The organism is Rhizobium sp. CRRU65, assembly GCF_048551595.1.
Classification (GTDB): domain Bacteria; phylum Pseudomonadota; class Alphaproteobacteria; order Rhizobiales; family Rhizobiaceae; genus Rhizobium; species Rhizobium leguminosarum_J.
In genome coordinates this window covers 189050-203317 of record NZ_JBLYZH010000016.1, presented here as the reverse complement: position 1 = coordinate 203317, position 14268 = coordinate 189050, and the positions used below count along the sequence as shown (strand labels likewise).

Sequence of the window (14268 nt, the reverse complement as noted above, 5' to 3'; positions counted from 1 at the left end):
GGTTGATGGGGGGTAAGGCTCCTCTCGGGAGTCCGGGGCTGCGACCTCTCTCCAGCCTCATCCTGAGGCGCCCCGCAGGGGCCTCGAAGGACGGGGCTGGCCTCCCGCCTGCCTCGATATACCAATGCTGCCATTGGCGTCCAGCCACCCGCCCTCGTCCTTCGAGGCTCCGGCCTTTGGCCTGCGCACCTCAGGATGAGGGCTGGTCGGTGCGCCGTGCCGCTGCACCCACTGCAACCCCGGCCAGCGCCGGGCAGGCCAAGCGCTGATCAACATCACCAGGGGGGCAAAATTGCCACGCCTAAACACAGGCGATCTGATTGACAGAAGATTAGCGGTTCGCACATACCTGCAGGGCCTGTTCTAATAGGGATATTGACGGATCCACCGTGAAATTGACGTTGCAAACACATGTCGTTCTCAAGGGACATAAGGAAGCAAGACTGTGATCTACGAGCTCAGAATTTACGACTGCCTGCCCGGCCGATTGCCCGCGCTGCTCAACCGCTTTGCTGAACATACGCTGGCAATATGGGACAAGCACGGCATCAAGCAGGCGGGTTTCTTCACCACAATCGTGGGCGAAAGCAGCCAGCGTCTCACCTATCTCATCGCCTGGGAATCGCTAGCTGATCGCGAGGTGAAATGGAATGCTTTCACCACTGATCCTGCATGGCTTAAGGCCCGCGACGAGTCAGAGCGCGACGGGCAAATCCTCTCCAATATCTCTAGCCAGCTGTTGTCACCGACCGCCTTTTCGGCAGTAAAGTAAGACACCACCGATCCCCGCTGGCCGCCAGTCGGAATTCCACCCGAGCTGGTCATCCGCGGAAGCGATGAAGAACGGCAGCTCCTAGAACAGGATGATTTTAGGCCCGGCCTAAAATCTGAATCCTGTTCTAAATTAAATAGTTGGAGCATGATGTCGTCCGAAAACCGACCACACTTTTCGGCATCATGCTCTAGGATATCGCCAACGCTGCCCCGCCACCGCCGCTGTTCTCGTGGGCGAGCAGGGGGCTTGCGGCGGGACGAGGGCCGGGTGACGCCGGAGCTGCTCGGCCCGACGCTCACCCGCGTGGGCGCTGGATCAGGTCCATCGCATGGTCTTCCATCCAGGCGACCTCAAGCATCCCCTCGTCAAGCACGCCGCGGCTGGCCAATTCCATCTCCCATGCGGAACCCGCTGCAGCAAGGTTGCGCATATGTTGCTGCATTTGCCGAACCCGTTCGATTCCGGCCTGCATGATGCCGATCTCCGGCTCTATCCCGTAGGCGTCGAGCAACAATTGAAAGCGCCGGGCTTTCTCGCGGACGCCCGTTTGCAAGCCATGCGCCTCGCATTTCTCGTCACGCCAGAACGGCACCCAGCGCCAGGCAACAAAGCCGAGGTCCCAGGCGCGCGGTCCCGGCGCTGCCGCGTCCCAATCGATGAAAGCCACGGGGAGCCCTGCTTGAAAGACCGTATTCCATGGCGTCAGGTCATTGTGGCAGACCGTTTCAACAGGGTGGCGGGCGTGAAGACGCCATTCGCGATCTTTCCATAAGAAGCTGGCTGCAGCATCGTGGTAGGATCGCAGCAATTGTCCCAGGCGCTCGAGGACGCTGTCGCGCCAGACATAATCCGGGAGACGGAGATCGAAGCGACCGCCTTTATCGGGAAGGAAGCCTTCACCGTTGCCGACGTCACCGTCGATATAGGTGAGGACTTCCCGGCCTTGGTCATCGAGGCCCAGCGCACGCGGGCAGCCATCATATCCCTGGCGCTCGACGTGCCGCAGCAGGTCTAAAACGGCGGGAGACCACGCACGTCCGCCGCGCCGCACCGTTTCGCCGATGCGCACGACATTCGAATCCTTGCCGCCGATAAGAGGAATTTCTGGCTCGTTCATAGCCTAGCTTAGGCGAGGGCGAACTGACGGGTCAACGGAGAAGGTTCCTGCAAAGGCGAAAGGAACGGAGCGTCGAGCCGACGTCATCGACGATCGCAGCAGGCAATAGCCGCGAAAGCCCGGACTCCCGCGCTATCCGTTTCACGCCGGGAGCTGCCCCTCACCCTAACCCTCTCCCCGTAAAAACGGGGCGAGGGGACGTGCCAAACGCAGCGTCAAGATTGAGGAAGCCGGTGCGGCATGTCCCTTCTCCCCGCGCGCGGGGGTCCGAAGGACGGGGCGAGACCCGTGGCTCGACCCCGGTCGGTGGCGGCAGCCGGATGAGGGGCAGGCTGCGATCTATGTGCGGGATTGCCGCATGACATGGGATCCGCTGCTCGCGTCCAAAACGCCGCGGGTCTAACCGGTTGACCGCCCCCGAGCTACTCGGTCCACCGCCGTTCAAAGAACTTTGTCCTGGCGCCCAGATAAATGAGCGCGAGCAAGAGGCCGATGCCGACATAGCGACTTTGGTCGACGTCTGATGAACTCTTTTCGGTGCCGCTCTATGGGAGTATTTTGCTCTCAAACTGTCTCAACTTGGCGTTGGAGAGTGCAGTGTTTGTGGACGGCCGTCGCACGTTTCTGCTCTTTTTGGCCGTCGCATCGTGTCAACTGACGTTGGCGCCACGATTGGGTGCGGCAGACGACACCGTTACGATCGACAGCGGAATGCTGAAGGGTGAGAGGTCGGGCACGGTCGTCAGCTTCAAAGGCATACCCTATGCGGCACCGCCGGTTGGTGATCTGAGATGGCGCAATCCGAGACCAACGGAGACATGGAGCGGTATCAAGGATGCCCGAGATTTCGGTCCGTCCTGCATGCAGACCGACGACCTGCCGAAGTCAGAGGATTGTTTGACCCTCAATGTCTGGACACCCGTCAAGCGTCCCCGGACGCCCCTGCCGGTGATGGTTTGGATTTACGGCGGCGCTCTTGCCCAGGGAAACACCCCTCAATATCCCGGTGACCAGCTGGCCGCCCGCAGAGTCGTGTTCGTCAGCATGAACTACCGTGTAGGCCGATTGGGTTACTTTGCCCATCCGGCGCTGATGAAGGAATCCCCTGACGAGCCCGTCGGCAATTATGGTTACATGGACCAGCTTGCAGCCCTGAAATGGGTCCAGCAAAATATCGAAGCCTTCGGCGGCGATCCGAAGAAGGTGACGATATTCGGAGAGTCGGCAGGTGGCGGCTCGGTGATGGCGCACATGATATCGCCATTGTCGCGCGGGCTTTTCCGCGGCGCCATTCTGCAGTCACCGGGTCTGCCTGCCGCGCGTGCTGAGAGCACGCCTTTGTCACCTCTGAAAGAAGCGGAGAAAACCGCGTTGGACTATGCGGCTTCTCTGGGAATCAATGGCAGCGATGCCGACGCTCTCACGGCCCTTCGGGCGCTGCCTGCCGAAAAGCTGACCGAAGGTGCATCGGCACATGACGTGCTGGAGGGAATGTCGACAGGCGAGCCGGTCATCGGCATCTCAGGCGCGATCATTGACGGAAAGTTTTTGCTCGAAACGCCGGAAACGGCTTTTGCGGCAGGCCGTCAGGCGCCGGTTCCGGTCATCGTCGGGGCCAATAATCGTGATCTCGGTCTCGGTGAGGCCGCGACGAAAGACGATCTCTTCGCGCTGTTCGGGAAGCATGCAGCCGAAGCCCGCAGCCTCTACGATCCCACGGGCCAACAGACGCTCGATGAGCTGAAGCAGCAGGTTCTGGCCGACAAAACGCTTGTCGAACCATCCCGCCACCTCGCTGACGAGATGATCCGCGCTGGTCAGCCGACGTGGTGGTATCGTTTCTCCTACGTCGCCGAGGCCCTGCGTAACGATCCGACATGGAAAGGCACTCCGCACGGCTTCGAAATTCCGTATACGCTCAACATTCCAGACGCGCTGGTGAAAGACAAGGTTACGCCTGCCGACTGGGCCATGGCCACATTGGCGAGTGCTTACTGGGTCGAATTTGCAACGAGCGGTGACCCCAATGGCGGCTCACGGCCAAAATGGCCTCACCACGACCCCTTCGTCCACAGGGTCATCGACTTCACCAATCACGGCGTGACGTTCGGAGCAGATCCGCTGAAGCCGAGGCTCGACCTTTGGCAAAGATATTGGGAGGAAGAGGAGTGACGGGGTGGTGCCCGTCGCTTAGCTTCCGCCATCCTAGGCAAGGCCTGTGGGCGGCTTCCTAGAGGTTAATGTAGACTAGTGCCAACAGGGCCAGGGCGAGGCCGGTCACTTCGACGCGACCTTCCGCGTCCGACGCCAATGCGTGGTGTCAGCCCCCACTGAGGGTGATTACAGCCGTCTGGAAGGCTTCACGAGGCTGAGAATTTCACCATGACACCGCGCTGGCGAAAGTAGGCCTCCATCCGCTTCCTGCCAGAACGGTTATTCTGCACGAGCCTGGCCGGGTCGAATACGGCCTCTTTCACACCCGCCCGCGTCAACGCTGCCTTCAGGGCCGCGATATGCACGTCGATGTCGGCGTTGTCCGCCTGGAGCGACTCATAAATGCGGTTTGTTGCATCTGCTACGGTCGGTTCGCTCACGATTACACTCCTGTTGTCGTCTGGCTGGCCTGACCGTATTGGGGTGAAACCTGTTCACGTCAATGGGTGACAATGGATTGGAACATTTCGTCCACTTTCGAAGATGAACCACTCAACGGCAGGAACAGCTCCGCCACCGTCCCGTGCTCCGGCCCCCGGGGAAGAAGGCGAGGTGTCCTCACCAGCGAGCTGGCCCGGACCCGCCTGCTACGCAGACTGAGAATACCCCCAGCGCTGTGGCGTTTCATCTAAGAGCGGAGATGGCTGGATGGGTTTGCCGATCGTAAAACGCCAACTCCTCGGCGGTTGGCGGCTCGAACAGCTTTGACCACCGAAGCAGGTCCGCCCGCGAGATGTCGAATGCGCCGGCTGGAAGCTCGGCGTTTCGCCGGCAGACTCGGTCCCAAAGCGCATCAAAGGGAACGTCGAGGAAGCAGAGGACGACGCGAGCACCCGCTGCGCGAGCTTCTTCCCGGCAGGTATCACGTTCTGCCCGTGACCACACACCCCAATCCACGACAACGTTACACTGAAGCCTGATGGCACGCAGAGCGATCTGCCATTGCAGGCTCTCGACTCTGCCACGGCACGGACCAGTTTCGGCTTCCGGCGTAGAGATGCCGGGGTAAAGCTTGTGCATCCAGTCGTCTCCGGTCAGACGGAGGGCAGATGCTTCATGTTCGATGATCTTGGCAAGCGACGTCTTCCCCGAACCGGGAAGACCGCAAGTGAGATAGAGCGTGGGCATTGGAAAATCTCTGATTTTGGCTTGGCAAGGGGAAGTGGCCCCGCGGTGACGTGCAGGGCTGCGCTTCGCTCAAGGCCGCAAGGCGCGGCCAATCAGAGGTGTGTTGCCATATTCGTTCTTGTAGGAGCGCTCTGCTCGGGGGTCAAGACGGGGTGCATGGGTGAGCTCACAGGTGAGGTCGTCTAACCCACTGGCTGCTTTGTGGTATCTCCAGTCGACCTCATTGAATTCCGCCCGAATTGACTCCTGCCCGAATTCTGGCACCGTTGTCGCGCCATTCAGCGGGGGCAGCGAATGTCATCATCTCACTACACGCATGGATCGAGCGAGGCAGAACAACAGCGGTTGACCGCACTGAACAGGCGGCTCAACGAGCGGTGTATCGATGCCGCGCAGCTCGCCGCCGGTGAACGCGTCGTCGACTTCGGAGCCGGCCTTGGTCAGTACTCATGGTTATGCGTACGTGCGCATAATCACGATTATGATCCTTGGGAGATTATGGAGAGCTAATCGCATAACGGAACAGGGAACCACTGAGTATCGAGCGCGTGCACGATGCTCTCTGATCAAGGGCCTGCACATAATCCGTAATCTCCCCTCGTTGTTGAACGCGGCCATTTCACAACAAGGCCAGCAGATTTTCGTTGCATCGCCGATCCGAAGCCTGTCGATTGCCGCTCAAAGAAGCGCGCAAGGATTCGAGATGAGAGACAACAAAGGCGCTGCATTCGGAGCAGGCGGAATCATCGGCGCACTTGGCGGTTTAATCGGGCTTGGCGGTGCGGAGTTTCGACTACCTCTCCTGATAGGTCTGTTTCAATTTGCCGCCCTTGAAGCCGTCATCCTGAACAAGGCCATGAGCCTTGTCGTCGTCGCCTTCTCACTGCCGTTCCGTGCTGGGACAATCTCGTTCAGCCAGATCGCCGCTAACTGGCCGATCATTGTCAACCTTCTGGCTGGCAGCCTCATCGGTGCGTGGTTTGGCGCCGGTTGGGCGACGCGTCTGCGATCTGAGACGCTATACAAAGTCATTGCGATACTGCTCGTGGCCATAGCGATCGTCCTCGTGCTCGGACACAACGCGCGTGCGGATGATCCGCTTCTGAGGGGGGGTGCGCAAATCATCGCCGGCGTCGTCGCGGGCTTCATTATCGGAGTGGTCGCGGCCTTGCTTGGAGTGGCAGGCGGTGAGCTTCTTATTCCGACGCTGGTCCTGCTCTTTGGTGCAGATATCAAGCTCGCCGGAAGCCTATCTCTGGCCGTAAGCCTGCCGACAATGCTGATCGGTTTTTCGCACTATAGCCGCGATCAAAGCTTTTCCGTACTTGGACGCAACAAAGGATTCGTCCTGATCATGGCCATCGGCTCGGTCTTCGGCGCCTTCATCGGAGGCTACCTCCTCGCGCGGCCCCCACAAGATAATGCCAGCTCCGATCAAACATACGACCGCACCTGTCATATCCCAGCGATCGGGCCTGTGGCCTTCTACCGTCCAAAGCCATAGAATAGCGGCGACGATGTAAACGCCGCCATAGGCCGCATAGGTTCTTCCCGCGGCTTCGCTATCGACCAGCGTCAGGAGATAAGCGAATAGCGCCAGGGACGCCATGCCCGGCGCCAGCCACCACGGCGATTTGTCGAGCCGCAGCCAGGCCCAGAAGGCAAAGCAGCCGGCGATTTCAGCGAGAGCCGCGCCCACATATGCAAATAAGGTCAACATACCTGTCACATTTTCACAATTTGGGAAGCGGCGCCAGACGCTGGGATTGGATATTCAGATCGCGGTGGTGAGGGACAGCATCCAGCTCGGCAGGGCGTCAAGCAGGACCGTTTGAACCGTGCGGTCGAAGCCAGTGAGCGTCATGGCGCCGGCTAGAATGAGTAGCGCGCCAAGTGCCATTTTGAGGCCGCTGGCTGTGCTCATCATGCGCCCGCGCCAGCGAAGCAGCGCTTCGCGCGACAGCGCCGACAGCACCAGCAAGGGCAAGGCGGTGCCTATGCCGAAGGCCAGCATGGTCAATGCGACCATGCCAAGATTTTCGCCCCGGGCTGCCATGATCGAGGCGGCACCCAGAGTCGGGCCGACACATGGCGTCCAAACCGCGCCGAGCAGCAGGCCGACTCCGAACTGTCCCGAGATGCCCGAGGAGGACAGGCCGCTGAAGCGGTTTTGCGTCCAGTTGCTCACCGGTCCTGCCGCGGTGGCAAAGCCAACTTGCAGGCGCGGCAGGACCAGCACCGCGCCGACAAGAATCAGCAGCACCGCCGCACCGGTGCGGAAGACGGTCATGTCCAGGCCGATCGAGAACCCGATAGTGGCAACGAACAGGCCGATCGCCGTGAACGACAACGCCACGCCGGTAGCCAGTGCCAGCGGTGCAAGCCGGTGTTCCGCCACGGCCCCGGTCAACACGACGGGGACAAGCGGCAGGACACAGGGGGACAGGATAGAGAGGATACCGGCAAGCAGCGCGAGCAGCATCGACTTACAGCGCCTTGCGCATGATTGCCTCGATCACGGCCGGTTTGGTCTTACCGGTCATCCGGTCGACCTCCTTGCCGCCCTTATAGACGATCAATGTGCTCTGCATCTGGACATGCAGCAGTTTCAGCGCGTCTTTCTGCGTATCAAAATCGACCTTGAACTCTTTCATATCCTTGAAGTCAGGCGTGCCGAGAAGCTTGGCCACGATCGGCTTCTGGAGCTTGCACTCTCCGCACCAGGGTGCGGTGACGTGGACGAGGACCGGACCGCCGGCGGCAACCGCTTCCGTGAAGCCTGGTATCGGGTCGGTACCGGCAGCAAAGGCGGGTGTCGCGATCGCGAGGGTGATTGCGGCGACGGAAAGAAGGACGTGACGGCGGTTCATGCGGAAGTCTCCATGTTAAATGATGCAGGGGCGAAGTGGGCGAACAGGTCATCGGCAGCGGCAGCAGCGGCCTGTGGCGCGGTGATGTTGACGAACACGCCAGTGGCGTCATGCCTAAGATCGAAGGTCAAGAAGGCGCAGCAAGCTTGCTCCTTCCGCACCAGTTCCCGGACCTCGGAAAGCGACTCGGGCGCATAGGTCAGGTTCAGGCGCAGGGCGGTTCGGGTTGCCTGTCGAAGATGGCGCGATGTCAGCGTGCGGATGAGCTCGGTCCGGGCCTTGAATTCGTTGGCATCGAGCGTGCAGGCGATCGGCGCCTCTTGTTTGACGTCGGTGCTGCAAGAGCCGCAGCCGCAGCTGTTCGTCGCCATCTGGCGTTCAACGGGGACCGGTGGCGCAGCCTTTCGCCGTGACAGCAACAGCAGCCCGACAACTGGGACAATCAGCAAGACTGCGACAGCGCCCCATTTGACGAGAGCACTGCCGACCAGGATCGTTCCGACGCTGGCGAGCACAAGGGGCACGATGCTGACCGCGCAGCACGCGGCACAGGCCGCGACTGCAGCACCTGTCAGCTTCATTCCGGTATTCATCTTCGACCTCCTATTTTCAGGCTGGTCGAACCGTACTCCTTCAAGTAGCTTGAAGGGCAAGGAGATAATTTGCCATGAACGTTCACATCCGCGTGTTCACCATCGGCGCCCTTGCCAAGGCGACGGGCACCAGTACGCCGACGATCCGCTATTACGAGGAAATCGGTCTTCTGCCGCCCGCAAGCCGGACGGCAAGCGGGCAGCGCAACTACGACGAATCCGACATCGGTCGACTGACCTTCATCAAGCAGTGCCGTGATTTCGGCTTCAGCATCGAACAGGTCCGTGTTTTGCTGGATTTGTCGATCAGCTCAGAGCGGGACTGTGTCGAGACGCGCGATATCGCGCAGGCGCATCTTGATGAGGTCCGCGCCAGGATGGTCGAGCTACGCGCGTTGGAAACCCGCCTTCAGGGGTTCGTGACCCGATGTAATGATGCCTGCGCTGGTGGACCGGGCAGCGACTGCTTGATCTTCAAGGACATGGTCGCACCACCGACGAAGGGTTGCTGCGGCTAACAGATATCCCGTGCCGGACAGGAAACTCTCATATGCTCAATCGATATCTCGATACGCCAGTGCGTAAGGTCATCGCGCTGGTGGCTTTTCTGAACCTCGCCTATTTCGGCGTTGAATTCGCTGTCGCCCTGAAGATCGGATCGGTGTCGCTTTTTGCCGACAGCGTCGATTTCCTTGAGGATGCCTCGGTTAATCTGCTGATCCTGCTCGCCCTTGCGTGGTCCGCACGGGGCCGCGCCCGTGTTGGCATGGCGCTGGCGCTGATCCTGCTCGCGCCCGGCGTGGCAACACTCTGGACCGCCTTTCAGCACTTTATGACCATGGTCCCGCCTGAACCGCTTGCGCTCGGTTTGACGGGCGCCGGCGCCCTGGTGGTCAACCTCTCCTGCGCATTCATGCTTTCGGCATATCGCTATCACAGCGGCAGCCTGACCAGGGCGGCGTTTCTTTCCGCCCGCAATGACGCTCTGGCGAACATCGCAATCATTGCCGCAGGGTTGGTGACAGCGTTCCTTTGGCAGTCGGCCTGGCCAGATCTAATCGTCGGATTGGCGATCGCCGCGATCAATCTTGATGCCGCAAAAGAGGTCTGGGCGGCAGCAAGAGAAGAGCACCACGCCGCCGCGTAAAATCAGTGGTATTGGCCGCTACGGCAGAAAAAGCGAACTGAGGTAGAACGCAGGTCTCCTCAATTCAGCGCATCGGTTCGAATGCATAATCGTGCTCGCAAACTCCCATTGGGAAAGGAGAACGGGCATGCCAACCCCCACTCATCTACGACTTAGAACCGAGGATCCGGCCAACCTGCTCTGCTTCACCAGGCGGACCTACGTCCTCGCCGTAACACGCTTGTCTTCTTCGGCGGTTGCGCGGGTGATCCCGATTTCGAGGATGTGGTTCGTAACATTGCGAGCATCGTCGACGAAGCGATCGACGACATCGTGGCGACCGGGCTTTCACGAGACGCGGTTACGGCAGGTCTCGACACCTTGATCGAGTGGAGCAAGGCGCCAGATTCGGCGGTGTGGTTCGGCATGTCATGGGCGGAAGGGATTCGGCCCCTCTGACGTCGGCAGCCCGCAGATTACGGCAGGGCTCCCGGCCCTTCGTTGGACGGCTCTTCAGCGTCTGCGCCTGGACGATCATCCGCAGGGCGACGCCAATGCGTGGTGTCAGCCCCCACTGAGGGTGATTACGCCCGTCTGGAAGGCTTCACGAGGCTGAGAATTTCACCGTGACACCGCGCTGGCGAAAGTAGGCCTCCATCCGCTTCCTGCCAGAACGGTTGTTCTGCACGAGCCTGGCCGGGTCGAATACGGCCTCTTTCACACCCGCCCGCGTCAACGCTGCCTTCAGGGCCGCGATATGCACGTCGATGTCGGCGTTGTCCGCCTGGAGCGACTCATAAATGCGGTTTGTTGCATCTGCTACGGTCGGTTCGCTCACGATTGCACTCCTGTTGTCGTCTGGCTGGCCTGACCGTATTGGGGTGAAACCTGTTCACGTCAATGGGTGACAAAGGATTGGAACATTTCGTCCACTTTCGAAGATGAACCACTCAACGGCAGGAACAGCTCCGCCACCGTCCCGTGCTCCGGCCCCTGGGGAAGAAGGCGAGGTGTCCTCACCAGCGAGCGTTACAAAGGTGGCGGCAGCCGGATGAGGGGCGGGCGGCGATCTCTGAGTGGGTGGGGGTGCTGAGCCGATTGCTCAAGCCAAGGATCATCCGGCGCGGCACACAGTGGGTCGCTGTCGTCATCGAAGGCGCGGTGGTTGTCGTTTCGATCGCGGGAAGGGAGGCGTCCACTGCGTGCGGCAGGAGAGCTGGTAGCGCGGCATTGTTGCGCGCACTTTGCCGGGATCATACCAATCCGTAAGAAATGCAGCCCCGTCCGTTCGACCGACGCACTTTACCAAAATGTATAGTTCCAGCGAGGTCCCCGTGAGGTTTGGAGCGCAGGCTTGGCGCCATCATTGCCAAGTTGAAGGTCAGCTCTTTCATGAACATGCGCGCCGCTCCTCCCACCCTTATGCCGGCCCTTCATCCGGTCAGCCTGCGGGTGAATACCTACCTGATCAATCTCGACCGGGCGCCGTTGCGCAGGTTTCGAATGGAGCGCCTGCTGGCAAGCTTCGGCCTTGCCTTCGAGCGCGTGGCGGCGGTCGATGGCGCAGGGCTGAGCCTGCCGCATCCGGGCTTTGACGAAGCATCCTATCTCCGCCAGCACGGCCGCCGGCCGAACCCTTTCGAGATCGGCTGTTATCTGAGCCACGTCGAATGCGCCAGGCGCTTCCTCGGCAGCCATGCCGAGTTCGCGCTCATTCTGGAGGACGATCTCGATTTCGATGACGATCTGGCCGAGCTGCTCGACGCCGCCCTTAAGCACCAGGCGCGCTGGGACATTCTGCGGCTGTCGACCGTCAATACCGGGCGAAAGCACAAGGTGGAGCCGCTGACCGCGTCGCGCTCGCTCGCCATCGCGCTCACCCGCGAGAAGGGCTCTGGCGCCTATCTGATTAACCGCAAGGCGGCGGGCTGGATTGCCGATGTGCTTGTCCCTATGCGCCTGCCCTATGATCTCGCCTTCGATCTGGAGTTCGATGATGGGCTGAGCGCTTGCTTCGTCGATCCGCTGCCGGTCAGCCAAAGGGCCGATCCCTGTTCGCAGATCCAGGCAGGGCTTTCGACCTATCGGCTGGGCCGCCGCCGGCCGTGGAGCGTGCTGCCGTATCGCGCTGCCGCCGAGCTGCGCCGCTTTGCGGTCCGCTTCAGCCGGCTCGCGGCATGGAGGGTGAGCGGTTAGAACCGCTCCCCCGGGATGAGAAGTTAGGACCCTCCCGCGGGCATCAGCGGGAAGCCGATCGAAACGATGAGGCCGGGATGATTGTCGGCCATGGTGATCTCAGCCGAGTGCAAGTCGGCGATCGCCTTGACGAGGCTGAGCCCGAGGCCGCTTCCCGGCGTCGCGCGGCTCTTGTCGAGCCGGTAGAGACGCCGGAAGACCTTGTCCCTTTCGCCGGTGGGAATGCCGGGGCCGGTATCGGCGACCGAGACGATGGCGCGGCCGCCCTGGCAGCGGAGCGAAACCGTGATGTCGGTTCCATCAGGGCAGTGGTTGATCGCGTTCTCCACCAGGTTGGCAATCATCTGCGTCAACAGATCACGGTCGCCCCGGATGAGCGCGGGACAGCGCTCCGCGATCCTCAATGCCATCAGTGCGTCTTCGGCGACATCGACATAGACCTCGGAAATCACGGCAAGCACGGCGTCGATATCGGTTGCCTGGAAACGTTCCTTGCGGGCGCCGGCCTCGATCTGGGAAATGCGCAGCAGCGCCTCGAAGGTGGCGTTGATCCGATCGCTCTCGTGTCTCGCTTCGTCAAGCAGCGCCGAAACATCCGCCTGCTGGTCGTTTCCGGCTACCGCTGCATCCAGCGTCAGGCGCAGCCTGTTGAGAGGCGTCTTCAGGTCGTGGGCTATATCGGCGCTCACCTGCCGCATGCTCTCGACCAATCTCTGCAGCCGCTCCAGCGCCGCGTTGATCTGGATCGCCACCGTATCGAGATCGTCGCCGTTGCCGGTGATGGCAATGCGGGCGTCGAGCGCGCCGTGGGAGACGTCGTTCATGGTGAGGGCGACCCGGTCCAGCCGCGCCTGGGCGCGAACGGCGAGAAAGACGCCGCCGCCGATCGCGGTCGCGACGACGATCGCGGCCGCCCATTCGAAGCTGACCAGCACGATCCGCAGCATCTCGTCGACATCGTTGAAGTTTTCCGCCACCACCAGGCTGTAGGGACCGATAGTCGAGACCTGCATCCGGTAGCGTTCATGCCCCTTCAGCCCGACATCCCTGGAGGTGACGGTATAGACGCCGTTGGGGATGCGGGGTGCGGCGAAATTGCCGGCAAGCTTGCGCCCGCCGGCGTCCGTCAGCGAATAAAGCCCGTCGGAGGTCGACTGGAAGCTCGCATAATTGTTCAGCGTGTTGATCAGATCCTCGGTGTCACCGGGATTGTAGGTCGAGACGATGAGCGAATTCATCTCGTGGAGCGACTGTTCGAGATCACGCTCAAGGCCGAGGCGCAGCATGTGGTAGATGATCGCGCCGCTCAGGATGAAGGTGACGACGAAGAGCACGCCGAAGGTGACGGCAAGCCGGAACGGCGTGCTCCTGCGCAGGCTCGAGCATGATGCCGAAAAGTGTGCGCGGTTTTCGGACGAGATCATGCTCTCACTCTTTGAATTGCGAACAGGATTGAGAAGTTCATCCTGTCTAGCGAGGCGCATGCAGGCTGTATCCGGTGTTGCGGACCGTGTGCAGAAGCTGGATCTGGAACGGCTTGTCGACCTTGGCCCTGAGGCGACTGATATGGGTCTCGACGACGCTGGTCTTCGGATCGAAGTGGAAATCCCAGACCCGCTCCAGCAGCATCGTCTTGGTGATGACCCGGCCTTCGCCGCGCATCAGCACCTCGAGCAGGGTATATTCGCGCGGCTGCAGCTCGATCACCTGGCCGGCGCGGCGGGCCTCCCGCCGGATCAGATCGAGCTCGAGATCGGCCACCTTCAGCACCGTCCTCTGCTCCTGCACCGGCGGCCGGCGGCCAAGCGCATTGACGCGCGCCATCAGCTCGGAGAAGGCAAAGGGCTTGACGAGATAATCGTCGCCGCCCGCCTCCAGCCCCTCGACCCGATCGTCTACGCCGCCGATCGATGTCAGGAACAGCGCCGATGTGCCGACCTTGGCAGCCCTCAGTGAACGCACGATCGCCAGACCATCGAGACCCGGCAGCATGCGATCGACGACGATGACGTCATAGGCCTCGCGCTGCGCCTGAAACAGCCCATCGCGGCCATCGCCAACCACGTCACAGACATGCCCGGCCTCGGAAAAACCCTTGGCGATATAATCGGACGTCTTGGTATCGTCCTCGATAAGCAGGATTCGCATCAGCCCGATCGTTCCCGAATGCCTGAGGGCGAGATCTAGCCAAGAGGAAGGCTTGGCGACAACTTACGGATTCGTAAGGTGCTGGGTGGGGAGCGGCTTCC

The 14268-nt window shown here is 61.1% G+C and carries 16 protein-coding genes and 1 pseudogene; 7 read left to right on the top strand and 10 right to left on the bottom strand.

Features of this window, described 5'->3' with window-relative positions:
* Nucleotides 1-445: 445 nt before the first annotated feature.
* Nucleotides 446-772: an NIPSNAP family protein gene (locus ACM5SV_RS28180; protein ID WP_017990605.1), complete on the top strand. Its 327-nt coding sequence runs from the start codon at nucleotides 446-448 to the stop codon at nucleotides 770-772.
* A gap of 298 nt (nucleotides 773-1070) precedes the next feature.
* On the opposite strand, the gene ACM5SV_RS28175 is transcribed toward ACM5SV_RS28180, so the two are convergent.
* Nucleotides 1071-1892: a phosphotransferase gene (locus tag ACM5SV_RS28175; protein ID WP_419425460.1), complete on the bottom strand. Its 822-nt coding sequence runs from the start codon at nucleotides 1890-1892 to the stop codon at nucleotides 1071-1073.
* A 597-nt stretch (nucleotides 1893-2489) separates the two neighbouring features.
* Between ACM5SV_RS28175 and ACM5SV_RS28170 the strand changes: the two genes are divergently transcribed.
* Nucleotides 2490-4064, top strand: coding sequence for a carboxylesterase/lipase family protein (locus ACM5SV_RS28170; protein ID WP_222018208.1), 1575 nt, complete (start codon nucleotides 2490-2492; stop codon nucleotides 4062-4064).
* Between the two features lie 188 nt (nucleotides 4065-4252).
* Here ACM5SV_RS28170 and ACM5SV_RS28165 read toward each other — a convergent pair whose 3' ends face one another.
* Nucleotides 4253-4489, bottom strand: coding sequence for a hypothetical protein (locus ACM5SV_RS28165; protein WP_085997531.1), 237 nt, complete (start codon nucleotides 4487-4489; stop codon nucleotides 4253-4255).
* A 241-nt stretch (nucleotides 4490-4730) separates the two neighbouring features.
* The gene (locus ACM5SV_RS28160; protein ID WP_222018213.1) at nucleotides 4731-5234 is read right to left on the bottom strand and encodes an AAA family ATPase; all 504 of its coding nucleotides are present in this window, start codon (nucleotides 5232-5234) and stop codon (nucleotides 4731-4733) included.
* Nucleotides 5235-5937: 703 nt separating this feature from the next.
* Between ACM5SV_RS28160 and ACM5SV_RS28155 the strand changes: the two genes are divergently transcribed.
* Nucleotides 5938-6738: a sulfite exporter TauE/SafE family protein gene (locus ACM5SV_RS28155; protein ID WP_260690470.1), complete on the top strand. Its 801-nt coding sequence runs from the start codon at nucleotides 5938-5940 to the stop codon at nucleotides 6736-6738.
* Here ACM5SV_RS28155 and ACM5SV_RS28150 read toward each other — a convergent pair.
* From ACM5SV_RS28150 to ACM5SV_RS28135, 4 genes and pseudogenes are all read right to left on the bottom strand, one after another.
* Nucleotides 6637-6954 (bottom strand): annotated as a pseudogene (locus tag ACM5SV_RS28150) (YnfA family protein); the annotation flags it as partial. The gene ACM5SV_RS28155 and the pseudogene ACM5SV_RS28150 sit on opposite strands and share 102 nt — an antisense overlap.
* A 54-nt stretch (nucleotides 6955-7008) precedes the next feature.
* Nucleotides 7009-7716 carry a cytochrome c biogenesis CcdA family protein gene (locus ACM5SV_RS28145; RefSeq protein ID WP_222018218.1) on the bottom strand — a complete coding sequence of 236 codons (708 nt, stop codon included), beginning with the start codon at nucleotides 7714-7716 and terminating at the stop codon, nucleotides 7009-7011.
* A gap of 4 nt (nucleotides 7717-7720) precedes the next feature.
* Nucleotides 7721-8104 carry a thioredoxin family protein gene (locus ACM5SV_RS28140; RefSeq protein WP_222018221.1) on the bottom strand — a complete coding sequence of 128 codons (384 nt, stop codon included), beginning with the start codon at nucleotides 8102-8104 and terminating at the stop codon, nucleotides 7721-7723.
* Entirely contained in the window at nucleotides 8101-8757 is a 657-nt protein-coding gene (locus tag ACM5SV_RS28135; RefSeq protein ID WP_222018223.1) for a hypothetical protein, read from the bottom strand. Before ACM5SV_RS28135 ends, ACM5SV_RS28140 begins: the two co-directional genes overlap by 4 nt.
* Nucleotides 8758-8771: 14 nt before the next feature.
* Between ACM5SV_RS28135 and ACM5SV_RS28130 the strand changes: the two genes are divergently transcribed.
* From ACM5SV_RS28130 to ACM5SV_RS28120, 3 genes are all read left to right on the top strand, one after another.
* Nucleotides 8772-9215 (top strand): MerR family transcriptional regulator, encoded by a 444-nt coding sequence (locus ACM5SV_RS28130; protein ID WP_130666773.1) that lies wholly within the window; start codon nucleotides 8772-8774, stop codon nucleotides 9213-9215.
* A 32-nt stretch (nucleotides 9216-9247) separates the two neighbouring features.
* The gene (locus ACM5SV_RS28125; RefSeq protein WP_222018225.1) at nucleotides 9248-9844 is read left to right on the top strand and encodes a cation transporter; all 597 of its coding nucleotides are present in this window, start codon (nucleotides 9248-9250) and stop codon (nucleotides 9842-9844) included.
* A gap of 264 nt (nucleotides 9845-10108) precedes the next feature.
* Nucleotides 10109-10282: a hypothetical protein gene (locus ACM5SV_RS28120; protein WP_260690471.1), complete on the top strand. Its 174-nt coding sequence runs from the start codon at nucleotides 10109-10111 to the stop codon at nucleotides 10280-10282.
* Nucleotides 10283-10427: 145 nt separating this feature from the next.
* Here the strand turns inward: ACM5SV_RS28120 and ACM5SV_RS28115 are convergent, their stop codons facing one another.
* Entirely contained in the window at nucleotides 10428-10664 is a 237-nt protein-coding gene (locus tag ACM5SV_RS28115; RefSeq protein ID WP_026158563.1) for a hypothetical protein, read from the bottom strand.
* A gap of 551 nt (nucleotides 10665-11215) precedes the next feature.
* Here ACM5SV_RS28115 and ACM5SV_RS28110 point away from each other — a divergent pair.
* Nucleotides 11216-12019, top strand: coding sequence for a glycosyltransferase family 25 protein (locus ACM5SV_RS28110; RefSeq protein WP_222018227.1), 804 nt, complete (start codon nucleotides 11216-11218; stop codon nucleotides 12017-12019).
* 23 nt (nucleotides 12020-12042) lie between these two features.
* On the opposite strand, the gene ACM5SV_RS28105 is transcribed toward ACM5SV_RS28110, so the two are convergent.
* Entirely contained in the window at nucleotides 12043-13443 is a 1401-nt protein-coding gene (locus ACM5SV_RS28105) for a sensor histidine kinase (RefSeq protein WP_222018228.1), read from the bottom strand.
* Nucleotides 13444-13489: 46 nt separating this feature from the next.
* Nucleotides 13490-14167 carry a winged helix-turn-helix domain-containing protein gene (locus tag ACM5SV_RS28100; protein ID WP_222018230.1) on the bottom strand — a complete coding sequence of 226 codons (678 nt, stop codon included), beginning with the start codon at nucleotides 14165-14167 and terminating at the stop codon, nucleotides 13490-13492.
* Between the last annotated feature and the right edge of the window lie 101 nt (nucleotides 14168-14268).

Coding starts and splice junctions, on each gene's coding strand:
- ACM5SV_RS28105 (WP_222018228.1), bottom strand. CDS start 13,443: ATGATCTCGTCCGAAAACCGCGCACACTTTTCGGCATCATGCTCGAGC.
- ACM5SV_RS28110 (WP_222018227.1), top strand. CDS start 11,216: ATGAACATGCGCGCCGCTCCTCCCACCCTTATGCCGGCCCTTCATCCG.
- ACM5SV_RS28100 (WP_222018230.1), bottom strand. CDS start 14,167: ATGCGAATCCTGCTTATCGAGGACGATACCAAGACGTCCGATTATATC.
- ACM5SV_RS28125 (WP_222018225.1), top strand. CDS start 9,248: ATGCTCAATCGATATCTCGATACGCCAGTGCGTAAGGTCATCGCGCTG.
- ACM5SV_RS28145 (WP_222018218.1), bottom strand. CDS start 7,716: ATGCTGCTCGCGCTGCTTGCCGGTATCCTCTCTATCCTGTCCCCCTGT.
- ACM5SV_RS28160 (WP_222018213.1), bottom strand. CDS start 5,234: ATGCCCACGCTCTATCTCACTTGCGGTCTTCCCGGTTCGGGGAAGACG.
- ACM5SV_RS28140 (WP_222018221.1), bottom strand. CDS start 8,104: ATGAACCGCCGTCACGTCCTTCTTTCCGTCGCCGCAATCACCCTCGCG.
- ACM5SV_RS28175 (WP_419425460.1), bottom strand. CDS start 1,892: ATGAACGAGCCAGAAATTCCTCTTATCGGCGGCAAGGATTCGAATGTC.
- ACM5SV_RS28130 (WP_130666773.1), top strand. CDS start 8,772: ATGAACGTTCACATCCGCGTGTTCACCATCGGCGCCCTTGCCAAGGCG.
- ACM5SV_RS28155 (WP_260690470.1), top strand. CDS start 5,938: ATGAGAGACAACAAAGGCGCTGCATTCGGAGCAGGCGGAATCATCGGC.